The 25,369-nt window shown below is 65.9% G+C and carries 24 protein-coding genes, 1 tRNA gene and 1 pseudogene; 14 read left to right on the top strand and 12 right to left on the bottom strand.

Annotation, left to right across the window (positions count from 1 at the left end):
* Positions 1-306 precede the first annotated feature (306 nt).
* Positions 307-768: a DUF2269 family protein gene (locus DY468_RS08100; RefSeq protein WP_164604060.1), complete on the top strand. Its 462-nt coding sequence runs from the start codon at positions 307-309 to the stop codon at positions 766-768.
* A gap of 3 nt (positions 769-771) precedes the next feature.
* Here DY468_RS08100 and DY468_RS08095 read toward each other — a convergent pair whose 3' ends face one another.
* Positions 772-1,884 (bottom strand): FUSC family protein, encoded by a 1,113-nt coding sequence (locus tag DY468_RS08095; RefSeq protein WP_164604058.1) that lies wholly within the window; start codon positions 1,882-1,884, stop codon positions 772-774.
* Positions 1,885-2,054: 170 nt separating this feature from the next.
* Between DY468_RS08095 and DY468_RS08090 the strand changes: the two genes are divergently transcribed.
* From DY468_RS08090 to DY468_RS08070, 5 genes are all read left to right on the top strand, one after another.
* Positions 2,055-3,419, top strand: a complete 1,365-nt coding sequence (locus DY468_RS08090) for an MmgE/PrpD family protein (protein WP_164604056.1) — start codon at positions 2,055-2,057, stop codon at positions 3,417-3,419.
* 78 nt (positions 3,420-3,497) lie between these two features.
* Complete coding sequence (locus DY468_RS08085) at positions 3,498-4,103, top strand: PAS domain-containing protein (protein WP_164604054.1); 606 nt, start codon at positions 3,498-3,500, stop codon at positions 4,101-4,103.
* A gap of 158 nt (positions 4,104-4,261) precedes the next feature.
* A complete protein-coding gene (locus DY468_RS08080) occupies positions 4,262-5,683 on the top strand; it encodes a malonyl-CoA decarboxylase (protein ID WP_164604052.1) in 1,422 nt (473 codons plus the stop codon).
* A 153-nt stretch (positions 5,684-5,836) separates the two neighbouring features.
* On the top strand, positions 5,837-6,754 hold the full coding sequence (locus DY468_RS08075) for a pirin family protein (RefSeq protein WP_164604051.1): 918 nt from the start codon (positions 5,837-5,839) through the stop codon (positions 6,752-6,754).
* A gap of 70 nt (positions 6,755-6,824) precedes the next feature.
* Positions 6,825-7,742, top strand: coding sequence for a phosphoribosylaminoimidazolesuccinocarboxamide synthase (locus DY468_RS08070; RefSeq protein WP_164604049.1), 918 nt, complete (start codon positions 6,825-6,827; stop codon positions 7,740-7,742).
* Positions 7,743-7,806: 64 nt separating this feature from the next.
* Here the strand turns inward: DY468_RS08070 and cysK are convergent.
* Positions 7,807-8,804: pseudogene (gene cysK, locus DY468_RS08065) on the bottom strand (cysteine synthase A).
* Between the two features lie 281 nt (positions 8,805-9,085).
* Here cysK and DY468_RS08060 point away from each other — a divergent pair.
* Complete coding sequence (locus DY468_RS08060) at positions 9,086-9,643, top strand: HNH endonuclease (protein ID WP_164604047.1); 558 nt, start codon at positions 9,086-9,088, stop codon at positions 9,641-9,643.
* Between the two features lie 117 nt (positions 9,644-9,760).
* Positions 9,761-10,381, top strand: a complete 621-nt coding sequence (locus DY468_RS08055) for a class I SAM-dependent methyltransferase (RefSeq protein WP_164604045.1) — start codon at positions 9,761-9,763, stop codon at positions 10,379-10,381.
* 48 nt (positions 10,382-10,429) lie between these two features.
* Here DY468_RS08055 and DY468_RS08050 read toward each other — a convergent pair whose 3' ends face one another.
* Genes DY468_RS08050 through DY468_RS08040 form a run of 3 tightly spaced genes read right to left on the bottom strand, consistent with a single transcriptional unit; the run spans position 10,430 to position 13,125 of the window.
* Positions 10,430-10,942 (bottom strand): ureidoglycolate lyase, encoded by a 513-nt coding sequence (locus DY468_RS08050; protein ID WP_164604043.1) that lies wholly within the window; start codon positions 10,940-10,942, stop codon positions 10,430-10,432.
* Complete coding sequence (locus DY468_RS08045) at positions 10,939-11,778, bottom strand: bifunctional allantoicase/(S)-ureidoglycine aminohydrolase (protein WP_164604042.1); 840 nt, start codon at positions 11,776-11,778, stop codon at positions 10,939-10,941. Before DY468_RS08045 ends, DY468_RS08050 begins: the two co-directional genes overlap by 4 nt.
* A 39-nt stretch (positions 11,779-11,817) precedes the next feature.
* On the bottom strand, positions 11,818-13,125 hold the full coding sequence (locus DY468_RS08040) for a dicarboxylate/amino acid:cation symporter (RefSeq protein WP_164604040.1): 1,308 nt from the start codon (positions 13,123-13,125) through the stop codon (positions 11,818-11,820).
* A gap of 104 nt (positions 13,126-13,229) precedes the next feature.
* Here DY468_RS08040 and DY468_RS08035 point away from each other — a divergent pair, with 104 nt between their 5' ends.
* Complete coding sequence (locus DY468_RS08035) at positions 13,230-14,138, top strand: LysR family transcriptional regulator (RefSeq protein WP_164604037.1); 909 nt, start codon at positions 13,230-13,232, stop codon at positions 14,136-14,138.
* A 75-nt stretch (positions 14,139-14,213) separates the two neighbouring features.
* Here DY468_RS08035 and DY468_RS08030 read toward each other — a convergent pair whose 3' ends face one another.
* Entirely contained in the window at positions 14,214-15,350 is a 1,137-nt protein-coding gene (locus DY468_RS08030) for an AI-2E family transporter (protein WP_164604035.1), read from the bottom strand.
* A gap of 404 nt (positions 15,351-15,754) precedes the next feature.
* On the opposite strand from DY468_RS08030, the gene DY468_RS08025 reads away from it, so the two are divergent.
* Positions 15,755-17,449 carry a methyl-accepting chemotaxis protein gene (locus DY468_RS08025; protein WP_164604033.1) on the top strand — a complete coding sequence of 565 codons (1,695 nt, stop codon included), beginning with the start codon at positions 15,755-15,757 and terminating at the stop codon, positions 17,447-17,449.
* A gap of 174 nt (positions 17,450-17,623) precedes the next feature.
* A complete protein-coding gene (locus tag DY468_RS08020) occupies positions 17,624-18,700 on the top strand; it encodes a carboxylesterase family protein (protein ID WP_164604031.1) in 1,077 nt (358 codons plus the stop codon).
* Positions 18,701-18,703: 3 nt separating this feature from the next.
* Here the strand turns inward: DY468_RS08020 and DY468_RS08015 are convergent, their stop codons facing one another.
* The 4 genes from DY468_RS08015 to DY468_RS08000 all read right to left on the bottom strand — a co-directional run bounded on the left by DY468_RS08015 (position 18,704) and on the right by DY468_RS08000 (position 21,055).
* Positions 18,704-19,165 (bottom strand): hypothetical protein, encoded by a 462-nt coding sequence (locus tag DY468_RS08015; RefSeq protein ID WP_164604029.1) that lies wholly within the window; start codon positions 19,163-19,165, stop codon positions 18,704-18,706.
* An 86-nt stretch (positions 19,166-19,251) separates the two neighbouring features.
* Entirely contained in the window at positions 19,252-19,974 is a 723-nt protein-coding gene (locus DY468_RS08010) for an LrgB family protein (RefSeq protein ID WP_164604027.1), read from the bottom strand.
* A complete protein-coding gene (locus DY468_RS08005; RefSeq protein WP_164604025.1) occupies positions 19,971-20,354 on the bottom strand; it encodes a CidA/LrgA family protein in 384 nt (127 codons plus the stop codon). Before DY468_RS08005 ends, DY468_RS08010 begins: the two co-directional genes overlap by 4 nt.
* A 158-nt stretch (positions 20,355-20,512) precedes the next feature.
* Positions 20,513-21,055, bottom strand: coding sequence for a prolipoprotein diacylglyceryl transferase (locus DY468_RS08000; RefSeq protein WP_164604023.1), 543 nt, complete (start codon positions 21,053-21,055; stop codon positions 20,513-20,515).
* 168 nt (positions 21,056-21,223) lie between these two features.
* On the opposite strand from DY468_RS08000, the gene DY468_RS07995 reads away from it, so the two are divergent.
* Positions 21,224-22,303 (top strand): AbrB family transcriptional regulator, encoded by a 1,080-nt coding sequence (locus DY468_RS07995; RefSeq protein ID WP_164604021.1) that lies wholly within the window; start codon positions 21,224-21,226, stop codon positions 22,301-22,303.
* A 3-nt stretch (positions 22,304-22,306) separates the two neighbouring features.
* Here the strand turns inward: DY468_RS07995 and DY468_RS07990 are convergent, their stop codons facing one another.
* On the bottom strand, positions 22,307-22,852 hold the full coding sequence (locus DY468_RS07990; RefSeq protein WP_164604099.1) for a disulfide bond formation protein B: 546 nt from the start codon (positions 22,850-22,852) through the stop codon (positions 22,307-22,309).
* 169 nt (positions 22,853-23,021) lie between these two features.
* On the opposite strand from DY468_RS07990, the gene DY468_RS07985 reads away from it, so the two are divergent.
* Positions 23,022-23,106: transfer RNA gene (locus tag DY468_RS07985), tRNA-Leu, on the top strand.
* Positions 23,107-23,366: 260 nt separating this feature from the next.
* Positions 23,367-24,485 (top strand): alpha/beta hydrolase family protein, encoded by a 1,119-nt coding sequence (locus DY468_RS07980; RefSeq protein ID WP_164604019.1) that lies wholly within the window; start codon positions 23,367-23,369, stop codon positions 24,483-24,485.
* On the opposite strand, the gene DY468_RS07975 is transcribed toward DY468_RS07980, so the two are convergent.
* Complete coding sequence (locus DY468_RS07975) at positions 24,480-24,995, bottom strand: MarR family winged helix-turn-helix transcriptional regulator (protein ID WP_230759845.1); 516 nt, start codon at positions 24,993-24,995, stop codon at positions 24,480-24,482. The genes DY468_RS07980 and DY468_RS07975 overlap by 6 nt on opposite strands.
* Positions 24,996-25,369: the final 374 nt, after the last annotated feature.

Here is a 25,369-nt window from a genome sequence, read left to right as displayed (position 1 = left end):
CAGGCCCGACATATGCGGCCGGAGCACGGATCAGCCCGGACCGCGATCGCAAAGGCTACAGAAGAATCGTTCAGCCCCAAGTGCCGAGCGCACTCACAAAGCTGCGTTCACATCCGGCCGGCTCGCCAATCCGGCGAACATGGTGACGTTCCGTCGGAGCCGAACCGCCACGCAACGCACCGATGCAACAACGCCGCGACGAAGGTCGATTTGACAATCGCGCCGAAACCGTGAGCACAAAGCTCAATATCGAGCAGTGGCGCGGCGGAGTGCTGGTCACGACGGCACAGGCGCGGAACAGACCCGATGTATGATGTGTTCAAGTTTCTCCACGTCGTCGGCGTGGTCGTGCTGGTCGGCAACGTCACCATCACCGCCTTCTGGAAAGCGTTTTCCGACATGACGCGCGATCCGAAGATCGTGGCGCACGCGCAGCGCGGCGTCACGGTGTCGGACTTCATCTTCACGCTCGCCGGCATCGCGCTGATCATCATCGGCGGCTACGGCGCGGCGCTGGTCAAAGACCTGCCGCTGTTCGATTCGTTCTGGCTGGTCGCCGGGCAGATCCTGTTCGTGATCTCCGGGGTGATGTGGCTCGGCATCCTGATCCCGCTGCAGATTCGGCAAGCTCGACTCGCACGCAGCTTCGCGCAGGGCGGCGAGATCCCCGCGCAATACTGGCGCGACGCCAAAACCTGGCTGATCTGGGGAATTGCCGCCACGGTGCCGCTGGTCGCGGCCGTCTTCGTGATGGTTTACAAAATCTGACCGCTACGCGATCGGCGCGGCCGGTTTGCCGGGCAGGCCCCATTCGGTGACCCGCATTTCGAGATCGCGGAAATTCTGGTGCAGCTGTTCCATCGCAAAGCCGAGCGCAAAGAAGCGTTCGGCCTGATCGCCGGGCAGTGCGCGGATCAAACCGTCGCGCCGCACCGCCGCGACCTCGGCCACGTAGGCGGCCAGCGCCTGTTCCATCGGCGCGAGCGGCGGCGGCGCGTGGCGCCCACGCAGCGCCTCGGCGCAGGCTGACAGATGTGCGGTGGCTGCGAGACGAAGACCGTCGATCGCGCCGCCGAGCCGCTCCTGCAGCGACGGCGGAAGCGGTGAGGTGACGGAGCGGCCGACCATCACCAGATCATGACGCAGGCGCAGCAGCGTGCGCACCAGTGGGGCTGTGTCGGGCCCGCGTGACAGCCCGGTATTGCGCTCGCGCTGCGCTTCCGCGCCGATTTCCGCGAGCGTCACCAGCGAAGCGCCGATGCCGTCCTGCAACCGGTGCAGCGCGTCGTTATCGAGTCCCTTGGTCAGCCCGGCCAGCAGCGCACCGAGCGCGTCGGCCATCAGGTCGAGCGAGCGCGCGGCCGCGGCGAGCGCCAGTCCCTGCGCACGCGACGGCAGCACCACGAACGAGACCGCGAGCCCGACCGCGGCGCCGACCGCGACTTCGAGCACCCGGTCGATCGCCGACGCCAGCGGCTCGACCTTGGTGATGGTCGGAACCAGCAGCACGATGATCGCCGTCACGGTGGCAACGTTGAGGCTGGGCTTGATCGCGGCGAGCAGCGCCAGCGGCGCGACCGCCAGCGCCAGCGCGCCGAGCAATGCCAGCTCGCTGTGATGCGGCACGAAGATGGTGATCGCCCCGCCGTAGATCGCCCCCCCGATCGTGCCGACGAAATAATCTCCCGCCGCCTTCAAGGACCGTCCGACGCTGGTCTGGGTCACGATGATCGCGGTGAGCACCGCCCACAGCGGCAGATGCAGATGCAGGCTTTGCGCGAAGCCGAGCGCAAGCAGCGCCGCCAGCGTGATCCGAAGCGCCAGCCCCCATTGCGGCCGGCGCGGTTTCCATTGCGAGAGCAAGCGTGTCCTGGAGGCTGTCATCGGCGGCGGCAATCGTTGCGGTTGCACCGTCTGGCGCGGAATCACCAGCGTTACAGAGCACGGCGCCGCGGGCCGCGCAAATCCAGTCGAATGCGGATGGGGCCTGCGGCAGTGCGGCTTGAACCGCGTGCGCGGCCCGCCTAACGTGCCGCCCAAAAGAGGGAGCCCGAATGGCCAACGAAACCGCCACGCTCGCCGGCTATGTCGCCGCGCTGCAATTCTCCGACATTCCCCAGGACGTTCTGGCGCGCGCCAAGCTGCTGACTCTGGACTTCCTCGGCAGCGCGATTCGCGCCCGTCGGGAAGCCGAATCGACGCCGTCGATCCTGCAGATGCTGCAAGCACTGTCGCTCGACGCGGCCGGCGAATCGACCGTGTTCGGCGACGACAAGCGCTGGACCCCGGCGGTGGCCGCACTGCTCAACGGCGCACTCGGTCACTCGCTGGATTTCGACGACACCCACGCCGACTCCTCGCTGCATCCTTCTGCACCGGTGGTGCCGGCCGCATTCGCGGTCGGTGAACTGGTCGGTGCCTCGGGCAAAGACGTGCTGACCGCGATCGTGGCCGGCTATGAGGTGTGCTGCCGGCTCGGCAACGCGCTCGATCCGACCTCGCACTACGCACGCGGCTTCCACCCCACCGCGACCGCCGGCACCTACGGCGCCGCGGCGGCGGCCGCCAAACTGTTCGGCCTGTCGCAGGACCAGATCGTCTCGGCGTTCGGCGTGTCCGGCAGCCAGGCGGCCGGCTCGCTACAGTTTCTGGTCAACGGCGCCTGGAACAAACGCTACCAGGTCGGCGCCGCCGCCATGAACGGCGTGATTGCCGCGACGCTGGCCAAGAACGGCTTTGTCGGCTCGGCCGAATCGGTCGAGGGCATCCACGGCCTCCTGGTCGGCTACACCGACACCCCGCATCGCGACAAGGCGGTGGCGGATCTCGGCCGCGTGTACGAGACCATGAAGATCGGCGTGAAGCCGTATCCGAGCTGCCGCTACACACATGCGGCGATCGACGCCCTGCTCGCGATGCGCCGCGAGCACAATCTGACGCCTGAGCAGATCATGCGCGTCGAGGTCGGGCTGCATCAGAACGGCATCACCCTGACCGGCGACGCGCCAACCAAAAGGCATCCGCGCTCGATCGTCGGCGGCCAGTTCTCGATGTTCTTCACCGGCGCACTGGCGCTCGAGCAAGGCAGCTTCGGCTGGGACGACTACACACGGCTCGGCGACCCGGCGATCGATGCCCTTGCGGACAAATTCGACGTCGTGCGCGACGAACGGCTGGAAGGCAGAACCCATCCGTTCGGCGCCCGGGTTTCGATCACCACCGAGGACGGCACGCACGAGCGCCTCTACACCGATCCGTCGGGCGAGCCCAACTCGTTCCCAAGCGACCAGGCGATGACGCAGAAGTTCATGCAGCTCGCCCGCCCGGTGCTCGACGACCGGGCACAGCGCTTCGCCGATGCTGTGCTGACGCTGGAGCGATTCGCCCGGGTGAGCGAGGCGACGGCGTTGGGGCGGTAGGGACTTTTTGCGGTATTGACATACTTGCAATCTGGCGTAGCAGGGAAGCCGACACTCCCGGAGAGTGGAGAGCGGTCGATGCAACGCTTCGTCTGTGAACAGAACATTGCGCACTTCCAAAAGCTGCTCGAGACGGCCGAGGACGAGACGCTGCGCCGGACGCTGCTCGGTCTGCTGTCGGCCGCCAAGCGCGAGCTGGCGCTGCTGAATTCGCAGATCTCCGGCGCCGATCTGTCGCCGCTCGGGTGCCGAAGGCCGACCGGCGACATCGCCGTGGTGCTGGCGCAGTTTCGTGCCAGCTTCGATGCGCCCAACCGCCCCTACATGCTGATCGACGCCGGCCCTGGCCTGACGATCCTCGATGCAAATGACGCCTTCGCCCACGCGACGTTGACGGTGCGCGACGCCATCGTCGGCAAGCCGCTGTTCGAAGTGTTTCCCGACAACCCAGCGATCGATACGGCCGACGGCGTGAGCAATATCTACAACTCGCTCCGCACCGTGGTGGAAACCGGTCAGCCGCACGCGCTCGCCGTGCAGCGCTACGATGTCCGTAACGGCGATGGCGTGTTCGTCGAGCGCTATTGGCAATCGATCAACACGCCCGTGCGGGACGCCGGCGGCCGGCTGCTCTGCCTGCTGCACAATGTCGAGGATGTCACCGCCGAAGTTCTGGCAAACTAGCGGCGACCGATCCGAAGCCTCCGGCAGCAGTCACGAAGCCGTGGCGAAACCATCAGCCTGCTCATGCGTCTGGAAGGCGTTGACCGGAACGTCTATGGTTCTGAAGTACCGCACTCTGGACGTAAGACGACGCTCTCGTTCGCTTGGGGATGAAGCTGATGCCGATAGCCACCACTGCAGACCGCGCTTCGGAGTTTCTCGGCGGCCTGTTCAACAGCCTCACTGAGCGAGGCCGCAGCCTGTTCGGGCTGACCAGCTCGCAGCCGATGTCCGGCGACGAACTGATCGCGCTCGGCGAGACGCTGCTATCCCGCCGCGGCGAAGCGTCCGGCGTGGCGTTGGCGGCGTCGCTGCTCGCCGGCTACGAGGCTGCGGGCGAGGACGACAGGCTGGTGTTTCTCGATGCGCTCGCCGAACAGTTCGGACCCGACCTCGCCGAACTCAACGCCGCGATCGAGGCGTTCCGCGCCGACCCCACGTCGGAGGCCACCGGTGAACTGATGCACGCCGCCGAACCGCGCCGGCAGGAGCTGATCCGCCGCCTCAACCATGCGCCGGGCGGCACCGCCGCGCTGGTGAAGATGCGCGAAGCGGTGCTGGCCCGCATCGCCGCGCATCCGCAACTGCGTCACGTCGACGACGATTTCGTGCATCTGTTCACCTCGTGGTTCAATCGGGGATTCCTCGTGCTGCAGCGGATCGACTGGACGACACCGGCCAACATCCTCGAAAAGATCATCCGCTACGAGCAGGTCCACACCATCCACGACTGGGACGATCTGCGCGCGCGGCTGGCTCCGCCCGACCGCCGTTGCTACGGCTTCTTCCATCCCCGGTTGGTCGATGAACCGCTGATCTTCGTCGAGGTCGCGCTGACCAAGGACAGCCCGGCCGCGATCGCGCCGCTGCTTGATCTCGAGCGCGAGCCGATCGCCGCCAGCGACGCCACCACCGCGGTGTTCTATTCGATCTCCAACACCCAGCAGGGCCTCGCCGGCATTTCGTTCGGCAACTTTCTGATCAAGCAGGTGGTGGAGGAGATCAAGCGCGAGCTGCCGAACGTGCAGACCTTCGTGACGCTGTCGCCGGTGCCGGGTTTCGCCAAGTGGCTCCAGCGCGAACGCGACAATCCGGACTCGACGCTGCTCGACGCCTCGGCGCGCACCGCGCTCGAGGCGCTGGACACGCCGAACTGGTTCGACGACGCCGACACGGCCGATCGGCTGAAGCCGATCGTGCTGCAGCTCGCGGCCGCTTACTTCCTGCAGGCCAAATCGAAGAACGGCCGTCCCCTCGATCCGGTGGCGCGCTTCCACCTTGGCAACGGCGCGCGGCTCGACCGGCTGAACTTCCTCGGCGATCGTTCGCCGAACGGCATGCGACAGTCGCACGGGCTGATGGTCAACTACCTGTACGCGCTCGGCGACATCGAATCCAACCACGAGGCACTGTTCGAACGCGGCCAGATCGCCGCCTCCTCCGCGGTGCGCAAGCTGGTGCCGACAAAGCCGGTGACGAGCGAGCCGCGCAAGAGCAACGGAAAAACTGCCAGCGCCCCGCAGGCCGCGCCGACGGCGTGAGGAACGACGGCATGCCTGCCGCGTCTTGCACAGGCTTCACCCCGTCATTGCGAGGAGCGCAGCGACGAAGCAATCCAGCTCTTGGTACACGAGGCTCATGGATTGCTTCGCTTCGCTCGCAATGACGATCTCAAACGTCGAGGAGTTCGTCTCATGAGCTGGATGCCCACCAACGATCCGACGCTCGGCGATCCTGCGACCTGTGACGCGCTGGAGCTGATCATCGTGCCGCGGACGCGCGATCTCGGCGATGGCTTCGCGGTCCGGCGCGCACTGCCGCACGGCAAGCGCCAGATGGTCGGCCCGTTCATCTTCTTCGATCATTTCGGGCCGGTGCAGTTCATCGCCGGCAAAGGCATGGACGTGCGGCCGCATCCGCATATCGGGCTGGCCACCGTCACCTATCTGTTCGACGGCAAGATCATGCACCGCGACAGCGAGGGCAACATCCAGGAGATCGCGCCCGGCGCGATGAACCTGATGACCGCCGGCCGCGGCATCGCGCATTCCGAACGGACGCCGGACGTCGAACGGCGCGACGGCCAGTCGATGCTCGGCCTGCAGAGCTGGATCGCGCTGCCGCAGGCGTCCGAAGAGATCGCGCCGAGCTTCCAGCACTTTGCTGCGGCGACGCTGCCGATGGTGCAGGACACCGGCTTCACCGCCCGGGTGATCGCCGGCTCCGCATTCGGCAAGGCCTCGCCGGTGACGATGGTGTCGCCGTGGTTCTATGCCGAGGTCAACGCCAAGGCCGGCACCGCGGTGCCGCTCGATCCGGACCACGAGGAGCGCGCGGTCTACGTGGTCGACGGCGAAGTCGAGATCGCCGGCGAGCGCCACGCCGGCCCGGCCCTGCTGATTTTCCGCCCCGGCGACCGCATCACTGTCCGGGCAAAGACGGACACGCGGATGATGTTCCTCGGCGGCGATGCGCTGGAGGGGCCGCGCCACATCTGGTGGAATTTCGTCTCGTCCAGCAAAGAGCGGATCGAACAGGCCAAACAGGACTGGAAAACCGGCCGTTTCGCCGCCGTCCCGAACGAGAGCGAGTTCATTCCGCTGCCGGAATGATAGACTGCGGGCCCGAACCGATCCCCGCCGCCGGCCGCGCCGGCGGCCGTCTCTGCCTGGAACACCGCCCATGACCACGATGCTCTCGAGCGACCTGCCGCTGACCAAGATCGGCCGCGGCAAGGTGCGCGACATCTATGCCGTCGACGACGACCGGCTGCTGCTCGTCACCACCGACCGGATCAGCGCCTTCGACGTGGTGATGGGCGAGACCATTCCGATGAAGGGCGCCGTGCTGACCCAGGTGAGCGCATTCTGGTTCGGCCAGCTCGGCGGCGTGGTGCCGCATCACATGATCAGCGCCGACATCGACAAGATCATCGCCGCGGTCCCGGCGCTGCAGGGCCATCGCGCGGCGCTGGCCGGCCGCACCATGCTGTGCCGGCGCACCACCGTATTCCCGATCGAATGCGTGATCCGTGGTTACATCACCGGCTCGGCCTGGAAGGAATACGCCGCCTCCGGCACGCTGGCGGGCGAGAAACTGGCCGAAGGGCTGAAGGAAAGCGAGCGGCTGGATCCGCCGATCTTCTCGCCGGCCACCAAGGCCGAGACCGGCCACGACGAGAACATCACCATCGCGCGGATGCGTGAGATCATCGGCGACGAAGCCGCCTACACGCTCGAGAGCATGACGCGCGCGATCTACACCCAGGGCGAACAGGTCGCCCGCGAGCAGGGCATCATCATCGCCGACACCAAGTTCGAGTTCGGCCGCGACAAGGACGGCCGCATCATCCTGATCGACGAGGTGATGACGCCGGATAGTTCGCGGTTCTGGGCGGCCGATACCTACGCGCCGGGCCGGTCGCAGCCGTCATTCGACAAGCAGCCGCTGCGTGATTATCTCGACGCCGAACGCCGTGGCGGGCGCTGGAATGGCGAAGCGCCGCCGCCGACGCTGCCCGCCGAGATCGTCGAGGCGACCTCGAAGCGCTATCTCGATGCCTACCGCCGGCTGACCGGCGCCGATCTGGTAGTGACTTAAGCCAGCGCTGCGCCGGATTGCGGGAATACCCCGCCATCCGGCATCGGCATCTACACTCTTTCGATCACACGCCTTCGAACAGCACCGTCGACAAATAGCGTTCCGAGAACGACGGCACGATCGCCACGATGGTCTTGCCGGCGTTTTCCGGCCCTTGCCGAGTTCGATCGCGGCCGCGATCGCCGCGCCCGACGAGATGCCGCCTGGGATACCCTCGTGCCGCGCCAGCGCGCGCGAGGTTTCGATCGCGGTGGCGCTGGGGATCTTGACCACTTCGTCGATCACCGAGCGATCGAGGATATCCGGCACGAAGCCGGCGCCGATGCCCTGTATCTTGTGCGGGCCGGGCGCGCCGCCCGACAGCACCGGGCTTTCTTCCGGCTCGACCGCCACCACCTTCAGCGACGCCTTGCGTGGCTTCAGCACCTGGCCGACGCCCGAGACGGTGCCGCCGGTGCCGACGCCGGCCACGAAGATATCGACCGCGCCGTCAGTGTCGTTCCAGATCTCTTCCGCGGTGGTGCGGCGATGCACCGCCGGGTTGGCGAGGTTCTTGAACTGCTGCGGCATCACCGCATTCGGGGTCGCCGCCACCAGCTCTTCGGCCTTGGCGACCGCGCCCTTCATGCCCTTGGCGGCTTCGGTCAGCACCAGTTCGGCGCCGAGGAACGCCAGCATCTTGCGGCGCTCGATCGACATCGATTCCGGCATCACCAGCTTCAGCCGGTAGCCCTTGGCGGCGGCCACGAAGGCCAGCGCAATACCGGTGTTACCGGAGGTCGGCTCGATCAGCACGGTGTCGGGCTTGATGATCCCTTCCTGCTCCAGCGCCGCAATCATCGCCGCGCCGATACGATCTTTCACGCTGCTCGCCGGATTGAAGTACTCGAGCTTGGCGTAGATCGTCGCGTTGACGCCGTGCTGCTGCGGCAGCCGGTTCAGACGTACCAGCGGCGTATCGCCGTAAGCATCGGCGATCGACTCGTACACCCGGCCGCGGCCGGGACGATGGGCGGGTGCTTCTGCGACGGCTTTGATCGATGCGGTTGCTGCGCTGGACATGACGCCTCCTCACTCAGGTTGGCGGATTTACGGGAACTGTCACTGGGCAATCTGCTAGCCCGCCGCGGCCCCGTCAACGCGGCTGGTAAAAATGGAACAAACACCTCTAAAGCGACGGGTTTCTGGAATACGCGTGCTGCTTAGACGCTCCGGCTTGGGCTGAAATCCCGCCCTGCGGGAGGGACATTTCTGCATCGCCCTTCACAAGGCCGTCACGCTGACTGTAGTATGCCTTCGCATGCTGCTTCGCAGCGTCGATCGACGGGGGTCAGGAGCGTTTCTTGAACGCGCATGTCTCACATGGCGGTTGGCCGGTGCTGGTGCTCAACGCGGACTTCCGGCCGCTCAGCTACTATCCGTTATCGCTTTGGTCGTGGCAGGACGCGGTCAAGGCGGTGTTCCTCGATCGCGTCAATATTGTCGCCCATTACGACCGCGCGGTCCACAGTCCCAACCTCGACTTCCAGCTTCCGAGCGTGGTGTCGCTGAAATCCTTCGTCAAGCCGACCACGCATCCGGCCTTCACCCGGTTCAACGTGTTCCTGCGCGATCGGTTCGTCTGCCAATATTGCGGCGCGCCGGAAGACCTCACCTTCGACCACATCATCCCGCGCTCGAAAGGCGGCCAGACCACCTGGGAGAACGTCGTCGCGGCCTGCTCGCCGTGCAACTTGCGCAAGGGCAATCTGACGCCCGAGCAGGCCAAGATGTTTCCGCGCCAGACTGCGTTCGCCCCGACGGTGCATCAGCTCCACCGCAACGGCCGACTGTTCCCGCCGAACTATCTGCACGAGAGCTGGCTCGATTACTTGTACTGGGACACCGAGCTGGATCCGTAGTCCGCCTGCGGCCCGAAGGTCTCGCCTCGACCCTGCCGCGCAGCTTCCCTGCCCGCTTTACACCGCCTCCCGCAGGCTGCACTGCTGCGTTCGAAGTCGCGTGCGAGCGGATCGGTGATGTCGGGTTTTCTTCTTCTACTGTTGCCGCCGGCCCTCTGGGTGGGCTGGCGGATGGCGTCCAGGCGGACGGTGTTGCCGTGCCCGTCGGAGATCGCCTGGCTGGTGGAGATGGAGAATCCGCTGGCACGCGCCACGCGGTCCGAACAGGTCGTGGCGCAACTGCAGCTGCGGCCGGGTGACCACGCGATCGACATCGGTTGCGGCCCCGGACGGGTGACGCTTCCGCTGGCGCGGGCCGTCGGCCCCAACGGCCAGGTGACCGCGCTCGATGTGCAGGACGGCATGCTGACGAAAGTTGCCGCCAAGGCCGAGGCCGAAGCGCTGAGCAATATCCGCCTGCTCCGAGCCGACGTCCGGGAAGCGGCCGTCGCGGCGGGCTCGCTGGATGCGGCCGTGATGGTGATGGCCCTCGGCGAGTTTCCGAGCGGCACCGAGATCTTTCCATCGGTGCATCGCATGCTGCGCCCCGGCGGCCGTCTGCTCGTCGCCGAGAGCGTGTTCGATCCGCACTACGTGTCCCGCCGCCGCGTGCGCGAGCGGGTTGCGGCCGCGGGATTTCGCGAGCTGCGCTGCAGCGGCAACGGCTTCGGCTACAGCATCACGTTCGAGCGGCCGTAGCCGGCAGCGACGCGACGCCGGGCACAGTTCGTTTCCTGCGCCGCGACGTCACCCGCCGGCCGGCAGATGCACGATCCACGGTTCGTCGAATACGTGCTCTTCGAGATTCGCCCCCGGCCCGCCGCGGTCGATCACCACGAAATCCTGCGCGGCGCCGAACGGCGTCAGCACGCCGTGCCAAATGTTGCGGGCGTAGCAGATGCCCTGATGCGGGGCGGTGACGAAGGCCTGCGGCGCCCCGGGCTTGCCGGCTTCATCCGGGCAGACCACCACCAGGAACGGCGCGGCATTCAGCGGCACGAACGCCTGGGCGCCGAGCGGATGGCGCTCGACCAGGTTGAGCCAGAGCGGCATCGCGTAAGGCTGCGCCTCCACCAGGCCGACCACCACGCGCGCGCCGTCGCCGATCACCTCGATCTCGGCGAGATCGTGGAAGCGCCTTGCCATGCCGGCATTCATCGGCCGCGAAGAGGCCTGCGCCGTATCGATCACCTGGCCGAACGGCGCGAACGCTGCCGCCGTCAGCGGCTGCGCGACGATCTTTCGCGCGATATCGCTCATCGTCCGAGCCCGCGGCGGCCGAGCGCCGGATGGCGGTTGACGTCCTTGTACAGCAGATAGCGGAAGCGGCCGGGACCGCCGGCGTAGCAGGCCTGCGGACAGAACGCGCGCAGCCACATGAAATCGCCGGCCTCGACCTCCACCCAGTCGCGGTTGAGCCGATACACCGCCTTACCTTCGAGCACGAACAGCCCGTGCTCCATCACATGGGTCTCCTCGAACGGAATCGAGGCGCCGGCCTGCAGCGTGACGATGTTGACGTGCATGTCGTGGCGCAGATCCTCCGGGGAAACGAACCGCGTCGTCGCCCAGGAGCCGCCGGTGCCGGTCATGCCGGCCGGCTCGATCTCTGACTCATGGGTGACGAAGGCATCCGGCGCATCGAGACCCGGCACGGGTTCGTAGGCCTTGCGAATCCAGTGGAAGCGCGCCGCCTCACTGCCAGCGTTGCGCAGCCGCCAGCCGCAGCCGGGCGGCAGATAGGCGTAGCTGCCGGGGCGCAGCGCATGGGACTTGCCGCCGAGGTCGAGGCTCGGCGTGCCGCTGACCACGAAGACGACGCCTTCGCCTTGAGGATCAGGCTCCGGATCATCGCTGCCGCCGCCGGGTGCGACCTCCACCAAGTATTGCGCGAAGGTCTCGGCGAAACCGGACAGCGGCCGCGCCAGAATCCAGACGCGGGTATCGGTCCAGCCCGGCAGCAGGCTGGTGACGATGTCGCTCATCACGCCGTGCGGGATCACCGCATAGGCCTCGGTGAACACCGCGCGGCCGGTGTGGAGCGCGGTCTGAGGCGGCAGGCCGCCGCAGGCCGGGTTGTAGTTCGGGGCGTTCATCGGGCCTCTCCCATTGTTTCTTATTAGCAAGCCCCGCGATCAGGCGGAGGCTTCCGCGACCGGCGCATCCAGAATCGCCGCGGTGTCGGTGGTGACCTCGCCGTTCAGCACGCGCTTCGCCTGGGCCCGGTCGATGTCGCCCTCCCATGCGGCGATCACCACGGTAGCCACGCAATTGCCGACCAGATTGCCGAGCGCGCGGGCGATGCCGACGAACCAGTCGACCGACAGCACCAGCACCAGGCCGATCAGCGGAATGTCCGGCACCGCCGACAGCGTTGCGGCCAGCACCACGATCGCCGAGCCGGGGACGCCGTGAGCGCCCTTGGAGGTGAGCAGCGCGATGCCGAGGATCACCAGCAGATGGCCGAACGACAGCGGCGTGTTGGTGGCCTGGGCGATGAACACCGTCGCCAGCGTCAGATACAGCGAGAACGCATCGAGGTTGAACGAGTAGCCGGTCGGAATCACCAAACCGACGGTCGAGTCCTTGATGCCGAGCCGCTCCAGCTTGCGCATCACCTGCGGCAGCACGCTGTCCGACGACGCCGTACCGGCCACCACCGTCAGTTCTTCGCGCAAATAGGCCAGCAGCTTTATCAGGCTGAAGCCCGCCAGCCGCATGATGGCGCCGAGGATCACGAACACGAACAGCGCGACACCGGCATAGAACAGGCCGACCAGCATGCCGAGCTGCTTGAGCGAGCCGATGCCGTATTTGGCGACCGTGAACGCCACCGCGCCGAGCACGCCGAGCGGCGCCAGCCGGACGATGATGCCGATGATCTTGAACAGCACTTCGGTGATCCGCTCGATGCTGTCGGCCAGCGGCTTGCCGCGGTCGCCGAGCAGCGACAGCCCGGCGCCGAACAGGATCGCGATGATCAGCACCTGGAGTACGTCGCCTTTGGCGAACGCGTCGACGAAGGTGGTCGGCACCAGGCGCATCAGGAAGTCGGTGAAGCCGGTGACTTCCTTGACGTGGCTGCTGTAGCCGGCGAGCAGCGATGCATCCAGCGTCGCGGTGTTGACGTTCATGCCGGCACCGGGCTGGAACACGTAGGCCAGCACGATGCCGAGCGCGAGCGCCACCGTCGTCACCGCCTCGAAGTAGATCAGCGATTTCAGCCCGACCCGCCCGACCTTCTTCAGGTCGCCGGCGCCGACGATGCCGTGGACGACGACGCCGAACACCAGCGGCGCGATCGCGAACTTGATCAGTTTGATGAACAGGTCGCCGAGCGGCTTCAACGCGACCCCGACTTCAGGCCACAGCGCACCGACAACGACACCAAGCACGAGGGCGGCGACCACCTGCCCAAACAGCGACGCGAAAAACCGCTTCATCGGAATGTTCCCGGATCTGGAGCCTGCGAAACAATCACTGCTGAGTTTCTAGACGTCAAATATTTCGTCTGTCTTTATTGAGACGATCTGCATATCATTGGCCGATGGAAATCCGCCATCTCCGCTATTTCGTCGCCGTGGCGCGCCACCTGAATTTCACCGCCGCCGCGGACAGCCTCGGTGTCGCGCAACCACCGCTCAGTCAGCAGATCAAGGATCTGGAAGCCGAAATCGGCACCGCGCTGTTCGAGCGGACCACCCGCCGCGTCGCGCTGACACGCGCCGGCGAAGACTTCCTGAAGCAGGCACTCGCGATTCTGGACCGCGCCGAGACCGCCGTTCAGCGCGCCCGCTCGATCGGCGCCGGCACGGCGGGCATCCTCAATGTCGGACTGACGGGATCGGTGCTCACCGGCCCGCTGGGACGAGCGATCCAGCAGTTCTCCCTGAGCTGCCCGGACGTCGACCTCCGAATCCATGAGATGTCGCCGGACCGGCAGATTGCGGCGCTGAAATCCGGGCAGACCGACGTCAGCTTCCTGCGCACCCCGCCGCAGGACGTCGATATTTCGAGCGAACTGGCATGGCGGGAGTCGGTGCGGCTCGTCCTCCCGAAAGGCCATGCATTATCGTCGAAGAAGGTCACGCTCGCCGACCTCAGGAACGAGAGCTTCGTGTTCCTGCGCCTCCAGGACTCGCTGTTCGCGAAATATCTGTGGCAGTGCTGCTTCGAGGCGGGCTACGCGCCGCGCGTGACCCATCAGGCGATCGAGTCGGCGTCGCTGACGAGTCTGGTCGCGGCGGGCCTCGGCATCGCCATCATCCCGGAATTCGTCAGCAAGCTGGCGCATCAGGATGTGGTGTATCGGCCGATCGCCGGTCCGCCGATCCGGGCGGACGTCCACGCGCTGACCACCGGCGCCGCCAACGCACTCGCACGCCAGTTCGTCGCGCTGGTCCAGACCTTGGCGGGGAAGGAGCCCCGGACAACCGATCGCCCGCAGCGCCGTTGACATCGCCGAGGTCGATCACAGCTCGGCACGAATTCAGGACGGCTTCGCCGGTCCGCCGCCACCGCGATTCGATCGTCAAGCCGCAGGTGGCGTAGCCCGATCGGTCGGGGCTGGAATAGCAGGCGCCGACTTGCCCCCTGCCGAACCGATGCTGGGAGCCGGGTTGCCGATTTCCTGACGCGCCGAGGAGTAGATATCCCAAGTGGCGATGAACATCGCGGCGATCACCGGACCGATCACAAAGCCGTTCAGCCCGAACACTTCGATGCCGCCGAGCGTGGAAATCAGCACGACATAATCCGGCATCCGCGTATCCTTGCCGACCAGGATCGGACGCAGGAAGTTGTCGACCATGCCGATCACCAGCGTCCCCCACACGATCAGCCCGACGCCGTGCAAGAGCGAACCGGTGGCGATCAGATACAGCGCCATCGGCAGCCAGACGATGCCGGCGCCGACGGCCGGCAGGAGGGATAGAAACGCCATCACCACCGCCCACATCAGCGCACCGCTGATGCCGAGCACATAGAAGGCGAGCCCGCCGAGCGCGCCCTGGATCAGGGCGATCAGCATGTTGCCCTTGACGGTTGCGCGGATCACGACGGTGAATTTGTCGAGCAACCTCGTCTGGTGGTCGACGCCGAGCGGCATCGCGCGGCGAATGCGTCCTGCCAGGAGATCGCCGTCGCGCAGCAGAAAGAACAACAGATACACCATGACGAACAGATTGACCGTGAAGTCGAAGGTGCTCTGGCCGATGTCGAGCGCCTGCCCCGCCAGATACTGACTGCCGCGCAGCAGCACCGCCGACAGCCTCTCCTGCAGATCTGACAGATTGCCGACGCCGAACCGGCTGAGCAAATCGCCGACCCAGTCCGGCCGCGCCGCCATCAATTCGCGCATCTTGTTGAGCAGATCGAGATTGCCGGATTCGATCTTCGCGTATGTCGCCGCCGCTTCCCGCGCCAACGCCGCGCCGATGAGCGACAGCGGCAGCAGCACCATCAGCACGATGATCGCGACCGACGTCAGCGCCGCGAGATTACGCCGGAAGCCGAACGAGCGATTGAGGCCACGGTTCAACGGCGCGAACAGAATCGCGATCACAACGCCCCACAGCACCGCACCGTACAGCGGCCACAGGATCCAGCAGAACAGGACGGTCGCCCCGATCAGCAGCAGAATGAAGAAGCTGTTCTCCGAGGCACGCATTCACCGCATTCCCTTCACGACGTCGTTTAGCATAACGGTCGACACTGCCTTTGGCTCCGGCTGACTTACACAACTGGCGCGGCCAGTAAAAGTACTTGGTCTTGCGATCTGCGGCTCCGGCCCAGATCCACGCGCGCCGGCGGAGCCAGCTTGGCACATTCGCGGCCTGCTCTGACATGACCTTCCCCAGGGACGGTTCGGTGGCGAAAACCTCCGCCGAATTCACGCCCCGTATTGGTACGGAGTGCTGAATTAACGTTGCGACAAGCAGAGCGATCCAAAGCTTTTTTACACGCGACGACGTCGGACTGACGCTTCGTCCGAGGACAAGCGCACGCGGCCGGCATCCTCCCGCGTGCGGGCATCAACAATCACCAGCCCGCCGGGCAACTGGAAATCAGACCATGCTTTCAAGGTTCTCGATCCGGACCAAAATTACGTCGCTGGTAGCGACGTTGCTGATCGCTCTGTCCGGACTCGGCGGGCTCAGTCTGGTCAAGCTGAATTCGATGAACGCCAATACGGTGGATATCACCACCAACTGGCTGCCGACGGTGACGCTGCTGGGCCAGATGCGCGCAGAAGCCCTCGAATACCGGATAAAGCTGCGGGACCATCTCCTGGAGACCGACGACGCCACGATGGCTGCGATCGAAAAACAGATCGAGGCGACCGAAAACCGGATCAAGAGCGCACAGAAGCGCTACGAGGGGCTGATCTCATCACCCGAGGAGCGGCAGATTTACGAGGCCTGGCTCGAGGCCTGGAATCAATACCGGGCCGTTGTACCGAAGCTGCTGGAGCTGTCGCGCAAGGCCAACAACGGGCAGATTTCGGTCGAGGGCATGAGCCTGCTGAGCAAGACGCTGATGCCGCTCGGCGCGCGAATGGACGCTATTTTCCAGAAAGACATCGATCTGAACAACAAGGGCGCCGACGATGCCAGCGCCGCAGCTTCTGCGACCTATGGTTCGGCGTTCTTCATCGTTCTGACGATCCTCGGCCTGGCAATCGCAGTCGGCGTCATCTCCAGCGTGATGGTGATCCGCGACATCACATCCGGCATCGGTTCGATCATCAAGCCGATGCAGGCCCTGGGCCAAGGCGATCTCTCGGCCGACGTGCCCTATCGCGGCGTGCGCACCGAGATCGGCGCGATGGCGGATTCGCTGCAAATCTTCAAGGAGGCGCTGATCGCCAAAAAGGCCGCCGACGAGGCCGTCGCACACGAAGCCGAAGCCAAGATCGCGCGCGGCCAGCGTGTCGATTCCGCAACCCGGCAGTTCGAAACCGCAATCGGCCAGATCGTCGAGACGGTGTCGGCGGCTTCGACCGAACTCGAGGCATCCGCCGGAACGCTGACCGCGACCGCCGGGCACGCCGAGGAACTGACCACCGCGGTCGCGGCGGCATCCGAACAAGCCTCTGCCAACGTGCAGTCGGTGGCTTCGGCGACCGAGGAAATGTCGTCTTCGATCTCCGAGATCAGCCGCCAGGTGCAAGAATCCGCACGGATTGCCACCGATGCGGTCGATCAGGCGCGCAAGACCAACGACAGCGTCGGCATGCTGTCGACCGCCGCGGCCCGGATCGGTGACGTTGTCGAGCTGATCAACACCATCGCGGGGCAGACCAACCTGCTGGCGCTCAACGCCACCATCGAGGCAGCGCGCGCCGGCGACGCCGGCCGCGGTTTCGCGGTGGTCGCCGCCGAGGTGAAAGCGCTCGCCGAGCAGACAGCGAAGGCGACCGGCGAGATCGGCCAGCAGATTACCGGCATTCAAGCCGCTACCGATCAGTCGGTGTCGGCCATCAGGGAAATCGGCCTGACCATCGGGCGGATGTCCGAAATCGCCTCCACCATCGCGTCTGCGGTCGAGGAGCAAGGCGCCGCCACCCAGGAGATTTCGCGCAACGTCCAACAGGCCGCGCACGGAACCCAGCAGGTGTCGTCCAACATCACCGATGTCCAGCGCGGCGCGACCGAAACGGGCATGGCTTCGGGGCAGGTTCTGTCGGCAGCCAAATCGCTGTCGCAAGACAGCAGTCGCCTCCGAGACGAGGTCGCCCGCTTCCTCGAAACCGTGCGGGCGGCCTGAGCAAAGCCGTTCGCGGGATCAACCTGCGCCGCGCGACAGCCGTCGCGCGGCGTCTTTTTGATCCCCGACGATTTGCGGTTGTTGCATCGACGCTGACGACCGACACTCTCGACGCTTGCAGCCACGTCGGCGCCGTTCGTCGCCGACCGCTGTGGGCGATCGGGAGGTGACGCGATGAGTGAAGCTGTGGTGGACGATATCGTGGCGCTGCTGCCGCCGCTGCTGCAGACCCTCGAATCGCTCGGCTTCGTCGCGCGTTATCTGCACCCGCCGGAATTCAGCGACCTGCTGAAGCTCGCCGGCACACCCGAGGACGCGTTGCGCGCCGAGCTGCCGCGGCTTGCGAACTGGCCGGAGACGTTCACGCATCTCAGCATCCCGCTGCAGAGCGCTGGGGAGCAGGCGCTTGCCGCTTTTGCCGGCCTGCGTGCAGTCGACGCCGGCCAGGGCGACCTCGGTGACGTATTCCGGGCGCTCCGGCACCTGCCGCAGGCCTTGGAGGCGCTGTATCCGCTGGCGGCAACGCTGCCGCCGGTGTCCAGCTTCTTCCTCGAGCCGGCCAGCCAGCAGGACGAGGCGCTTCTGGCGCGGCTGACACAATCCAAGCATCCGGACAGCGGCGTGTTTCACCGGCTCAACGAGGTCGGCAGCCGCGGCGGTTATTCGCTTTATGTGCCGGAATATTACGACCCCGCGCGGGAATGGCCGCTGGTGATGGCGCTGCACGGCGGCAGCGGCCACGGCCGGATGTTTCTCTGGAGCTGGCTGCGCGACGCCCGCAGCCGCGGCGCAATCGTGGTGGCGCCGACTGCGAGGGGGCGAACTTGGGCGCTGAGGGGCGATGATGTCGACTCGCCCAATCTGGCCCGCATCCTCGACGAGGTGCGGGGGCATTGGCGGATCGATTCGTCGCGGCTTCTGCTCACCGGCCTCAGCGACGGCGGCACCTTCTGCTACGTCTCGGGCCTGACCAGCGACTCGCCCTTCACCCATCTGGCGCCGATCGCCGCGAGCTTTCATCCGCTGCTCGCCGGGCTAGCGGATTCCGCGCGGCTGAGCGGGCTGCCGATCCAGATCGTGCACGGCCGGCACGATTGGATGTTTCCGGTGGAAGTGGCCCGACAGGCGCACGAGGCGCTCGTCGCCGCCGGTGCCGACGTCAGCTACCGCGAAATCGCCGACCTCAGTCACAGCTATCCGCGCGAGGCCAACACCGCGCTGCTCGATTGGCTGAAGGTGCCGGCGGCGTAACGTTCAGATCGCGCGCCGCGCCAGTAGAGTCTGCCGGGCCAATTCCGATGCCCGGCCACGATCGGCGAATAGAGCCAGCAAAAATAGCACCAAACCACTGTGAAACAGGCCGGCGCCGAGAGCCGTCGGCGCGATCTGCCAGATCAGCACCGGTGCCGCCACCATCAGGGCAGGCGCCAGCACGTAGGCTGCACTCAGCAAAGGCGACGCAGGATATCCCAGCCGCCAGGCCACGGCGCCGAGCGCGGCAAACGCCAGCAGCGCCTTCACGCCGGCCATGAAGCGCAACAACAACACCAGCTCGGCATCACGCTGGGCCAGCCCAGCCGTGGCCGCATCGGGCGAGGCCAGCACCGCCGCGACAGCCGCGACCAGCGCTGCCGCGATCACCAGTACCGGACGCGGCATCGACCAGCACAACGGGGCGGCGGCGTGCGAGACGGGCAGCACAGAAGAATCGGACATTCGCGACATCCTCGGCTGATGATGGTGCTCGCAAGCGTAACGCGGCGGTTGCGGCGGCGGCAAATCACACTGCGGCGACGCGAACTTCAGCGTACCAACAGAGTCACCAGGACCGGCACCAGCAGAGCGGTGATCAGCGCATTCAAACTCATCGCGATGCCGGCGAACACGCCCGCGATGGCGTCGACCTGAAATGCCCGCGCGGTGCCGATGCCGTGCGAGGCGAGCCCCACCGCGAAGCCGCGCGCCCGGTAGTCGCGAATTCCCAGCCGGTTCATCAGCGGCGAGACCACGATCGCGCCGAGGATGCCGGTGAGGATCACCGCCACCGCAGTGAGCGACGGATCGGCGTGCAAGGACTCGCTGATACCCATTGCGACGCCGGCCGTGACCGATTTCGGCGCCAGCGACAGCACCACCGTCTCCGGCAGCCCGGCAAGCTGCGCCAGCCACACCACCGAAACGATCGCGGTGACGCAGCCGACCACCAGTGCCAGAGCCATCGGCAGGATCGCGGCCAGCACCAGCTTGCGGTTTTCATAGAGCGGCACCGCTAGCGCCACGGTGGCCGGGCCGAGCAGAAAGTGCACGAACTGCGCGCCGCTGAAATAGGTGGTGTAGGAGGTGCCGGTCGCCCACAGGAACACGCCGATGATCCACATCGCGTGCAACACCGGATTGACGAGCGGATTGCGCCCGGTCGCCTGCGACACCGCGTCGGTCGCCGCATACACCAGCAACGTCACCGTCAGCCACAGTAGCGGCGTCTGCGACAGGTACACCCACAGCGAGAACGGATTGGCGCTCATCGCGGCACCCACAGCGACAACAGCCGCGCCACCACCACGAACGTCACCACCGTCACCACCAGGGTGATCAGCACCGAGCCGGCCAACACCAGCATGATCGCGACGCCGTGGGCGGCGATCATGTCGAGCTGTTGGATCACGCCCACGCCCGCGGGCACAAACAGCAGCGACAGATGCGCCAGCATGCCTTTGGAGGCGTCTTCGACGCCTCCGTCAGCGAGTGGTCCGCGTGCCAGAGGCTTGATGTAATCGCGCGCCACCAACAGGCAGAACAGCAACATCAAGCCGAGCACTGGACTCGGCAACGGCAAGCCCAGCCCGCGAGCGATCACTTCGCCGGCGAGCTGGCACAGCAGAATCAGGCCGAGACTGGCGATCATCAGGTTCCCTCACGCGGAAAATCCGCGCGCACCGATGCGGGCTTCGCCGGAACCTGTCAATTGCGGGAGCCGGAACGGCTGCTATGCGGCCGGTCCCGGCGCCGTGGCATCCGGTATACGCCAGCCGCAAATCAGCTTCACCCGGTCCGCAGCCGAAGTCAGCCCTTCAGCCGCTTGTTGCACTCGCTCCAATAGCCGCCGCCTTTTTGAATCCAGCGCAGGCTGCCGGTGGTGTTGGCGGCCTTGTTGGCTTTCCATTGCTGCGCACAGGTGTGCAGCCGCGCGAGCGACGGCTTTTCCTGAGCGAACTTGGGATCGACCGCAGTCGGATAGACCGCGGGCCCCTGCGGCACCGCCGGCGCAGCGGCGCTGTTCGCTTTGGACTTCTTCTCGGGCTTGGCGTCGGACTTCGCCTCGGACGTGGTAGCCGCCGGCTTCGGGTCGGACTTCGACTCCGCGGGCTTGGCCTCGGCCGCCTTGCTGTCGCCGCTCGCGGCTGCGGCTGCGGCTGCGGCTGCGCAATGCTCCTTGCGGAAATCGTTCCACCCCTGCCCATTCAGGCTGCCGTCGGCCTTGGCCGCCTGATACTTCGCGCTGCACTCCTGCGCGGTCAGCGCCTGCGCAGGCGTGCCGGCGGACCACAACGTAAGCCCCGCCGCAATCAGTAGCGCCGCCCCGGTCTCGTACCTTCGAACTCTCATTGTCCCGTCTCCTTGGAATGCCACCCGCTGATATTCTATCCCGCGGCATGCAACTGACAATTGCGATCCGATTACCAGCGGCCATCGGCGACGAGCGCCATCGCGGCCGGCATGGCGATGCGCGCCGGACGCAATTGCCGACGGTATAATGATTTGCAATAAGGTCGCGTGCCTCAAAATCCAGCGCTCGCCGCCACGTCGTGGCGTTCCAAGACCTTCCAAGTGGTCGAGACCGTCGCGATCGGCTGTGCCGGCGGCGCCTTGTTCTATTGGGCACAACTCCCCGGCGGATTGATCACCGGCGCGATGATCGCAGTCGGCGCCGCCGGTCTTGCCGGACGCAAGATGGGGCTGCCGCCGCCGCTGTCGCACATCGTGCTGATGGCGCTCGGCGTCTCGCTCGGCTCGGTCGTCTCGCCCGCCATGGTGCACAATCTCAGCTCCTATCCGGTGACGATCGGCCTGCTCGCGGTGGCGACGTTCTGCGCCACCTTCGGCAGCAGCATCTACCTGCAGCGCGTCCATGGCTGGGACCGCACTTCGGCGCTACTCGCGGGCAGCCCGGGCGCGCTGTCGCAGATCATCATGCTGGCGACCGAACGCAAAGCCAACGTGCCGGGGATCGCCGTCGTCCAGGTGACGCGTGTGATCATCCTCACCAGCGCGGTGCCGATGTTGCTGGCACTGATCGGCATGGCCGGCCATGGCGCGCTGCCGTCGCGGGGGCCCGAAGCGACACCGCAGGTCTTGGCGATCCTGATCGCGGTCGCGGTCGGAGTTTCGATGCTGCTGCGGCTGGTGAATTTCCCCGCGAGTTGGATGTTCGGCGCCATGCTCGGCTCGTCGGTGCTGCACGGCGCCGGCTGGGTCGAGGGCACCCTGCCGCAATGGGCCTATCTGGCGGCGCTGGTCGGGATCGGAACCCTGATCGGGTCACGGTTCGGCGCCATCAAGCCGCGCACCATCCTCAGCTATATCGGAGCGGCGTTGGGATCGTTCGCGGTCGCGATCGCCATCTCGGCGGTGTTCGTGGTCGCCATCATGCTGACCACCCCGGTGAGGCTCAACGACCTGGTGGTGGCGTTTTCACCAGGCGCAATGGACGCCATGATGGCGCTGGCGCTGACCCTGCACATCGATCCGGTGTTCGTCGGCGCTCACCATTTGTCGCGCTTCATCTATGTGTCGATCGTCACGCCCGGCATCGTGCACCTGTTCGGCAAAAGCCCGGACGATCTCGACGACTGAAGATCACCGCCGCAGTCGCGCCAGGCCCCAGCCGCACAAGGCTGCCAGCGCCAGCGACATCAGCACGTTGTAGCCCGCGAAGGACAGGCCGAGAAAGCGCCACTGCACCTCGTCGCAGCGCACCACCTTGACCTTGTCGAGCTGCGCCAGCAGGCCGCCGGCCTTGCTGAGATCCAGGATCGGCCCCGAACAGTCGGACGGGCCGGCCCAGAAGCGCCATTCGACGCCGGCGTGATAGGCGGCGAGGCCTGCGTTGCCGAGCGCCATCAGGCCGAGCACCGCCAAGCCGGCGGCGAGCAACCAAACAGGCGCCCGGCGCCAGGCCAAGAAAGCCACCAGCAAACCGAGCGGAATATCGAGATAATAGGCATAGCGCTGCTCGAGACAGAGCTTGCACGGGGCCAGCTCCAACACCAGCTGCGAGAACCAGGCCAGGCCCAGCGCCGCCACGGCCACGACCGCCACGGTCAACGCAACGCCCCCGGCGATCCGGGCCGAATCAGCGCGCCGGGCGGTAGCCCCGCGAGTATCGAGAAGATCAGCGTTCACGGCGGTCTCCATCATCGGCCGGGGTCCTAACGCGGGGCCGAACGGCTGTCGAGACGAGCGCTGATCAAACCGCGGTGTTTCAGCGACGCTTGAAGGTCGGGTTGACCCCGACTCCGGGACCGCTATAGTCCGCGCGCTTCGCGGCCGGAACCAACCTTCGGCCGCGCAGGCCCCTGTGGCGGAACTGGTAGACGCGCTCGACTCAAAATCGAGTTCCGCAAGGAGTGCTGGTTCGATCCCGGCCAGGGGCACCATCGCGACGGCCGCACTATGCGCCTCTCCCTGACTTGGTGCCTCTTTCCTGACTCGTCTCCGCGCATGGCACCGCCTGCTGTCCGCGCAAGGTACCTCCGGCCGACCTTCTGTTGCACCGCGCAATGACCCTTGCGGCGCAGCATCGATCGTGGCGCTGAAGAGCGGCTTCGCGAGTGACATGCGGTTCCAGTTCAGTTATCCAATCAACTAAGTAATTCAATGAAGTCGATCGGGAAACTCGGGAGGGAGGTTCGCCGTCTTGCGACTCGACAGCGGCATTCAGGATCATTGCGACGTTCGGGGACTGCTCGATCATGACCAGTACAGTGGCGAATTCCGCAGATTGCTGTGCGTGGCCAAGAACGATGGCGTCAGTTACTCTGAATGCATCACCGCCGCCGAACTGATCCGTTCCAGCAGCGGGCCGGGCTGGCGGCAGGCCTGGGAAGAGCTCGCCAGATCGCATTTGCGGCGCGCCGAACAAACCCGTCGCAGCGGCAAGGACGCCGCAACCCAGAAGGCCTGGCTGCACGCGGCGAACTACTTCATGGCCGCGGCGATCGAAAGAACCCCCGAAGGCCCAGAACCTACGCTGCAGGCTTTGGCCCGGACCTGTCTGCGGCACTATCTCGAAAACCTGACGCCCCAGGGCGAAACGGTCGCGATCCCGTGGCTCGAGGGTCGCTCGCTCGAAGGCTTCTACCTGCCGATCGTGCCGCACGGCGCGGACCCTGGTCCGGTGGTGGTGTGTATCGCCGAGACCCGGCGTACCAAAGAAGAGATTCTGTCGCTGGTTCTGCGCTCCGCCCGACAACGCGGCATGGCGTTATTGTGTGTGGACCTGCCTGACGAGATGGCGGCGGGGTGCTGCGCCCCGGAAACCGGAATCACCGCGATCCTTGATTACCTGACGGACTCCCGCGGGATAGATGCGGCACGAATCGCGGTGATCGGAGACGGCAGCCCCTCTTCGCTGGTCACGCGGGGCATCGCGCGCGACGGTCGTGTCGCCGCCGCGGTCTGTGACGGCGGGTTATGGGACTTGTGGGCGACGCAGCAGACCGAGGCACGCGGCGCCGCGCTGGGCATGATGCAGAGCTGCGCCCGTCCCTCGGTACTGACCTGTCCGCTCCTGGTGCCACTGAGGGACGGCGACGGCATCGCCCCCGCCCACGCCCGGCATCTTTTGACCGAGCGTCATCCCGGTAATCGCGACATTCTGCTGAAAGTGTTCGGCGAGAACAGCGGGACGCCCTGGCCGATCGACGGCTATGATTGGATTCTGGTGGCCGATTTCGTTTTCGACTGGCTTTCTCGGCACCTGAAGGCCGATGACGCCGGGACCGGCCGCAGCCGCCCGATCGACACCCGCCTATAGGCCGCTGGCGAGTTTAACGGTCGCCTTTTCGAGGCGATTCTGCAGCTCGCCGAGCTGCAAGGTGAGCTGCTCCAGAGCCTCGCCGCCGGTCTCTTCGAAGATGAAACGATTGAGTTCCTGCTCTTCAGTCGCCAGCCCGGCGATCTGCTTGTAGGCCTTGTCGGAGAGAGACAGTTTGACCACCCGGGCGTCGTGGCTGTCGACCTGTCGCCGGATCAGACCTTTCTTCTCCAGCAGCTTGGACTGCGTGGTGATGAACGAAGGATCGACATGCACCGCCTTGGCGACATGTCGGATCGACACGCCCTCGCCCTGCTCGAGGTCCATCACAGCCATCAAGAGCGCGAATTGGGGTCCGCTGATACCCAACGACTTAGCCCGGAACTGGCGGATTTCATCCAGGAATATCGCGACGCTGGACACCGTCGAGGCAAAACGCCTCGCGATGTCCGGGTCGATCGTTGAGGCGCGTGACGCACGGACCTCGCGTTTGTTCTTCGTCGTCTGCATTGTCCGGCACGTCATCCCGCACGAGCACGGCCGCTCGTGCATAGCTCATCGCTCGATTAGGTTTCTACTGTACACAAATTCTTCAACTTATCATATCAATTCCGAACAAACTAAGCCCCCGCGAGCATTCGCCGTTCGCCCGGCAGGATTCTATAGTCCGTTTGCGTGCACAATGCTGCACGGACATCTGCATCGAGACAGACTGTTGATGCATGACTTGTGGGTTGGTCCGCATCGCCGCAAGGCGCACCGAGCCGCCGGCAACGCCTGTGTGATCGGGTTGCATCACTAGGCGGCCATCTCCGACGCCGTCGGTTCGGACCCGGCTCGATCGAGATGCATCAGCCCGACCGAAAGCCCCCTCGGAAATTGTG

This window comes from Rhodopseudomonas sp. BR0M22 (assembly GCF_010907035.1).
Classification (GTDB): Bacteria; Pseudomonadota; Alphaproteobacteria; order Rhizobiales; family Xanthobacteraceae; genus Rhodopseudomonas.
Note: the sequence above shows the minus strand (reverse complement) of the source record. Positions and strands in the feature narration are given on the sequence as shown.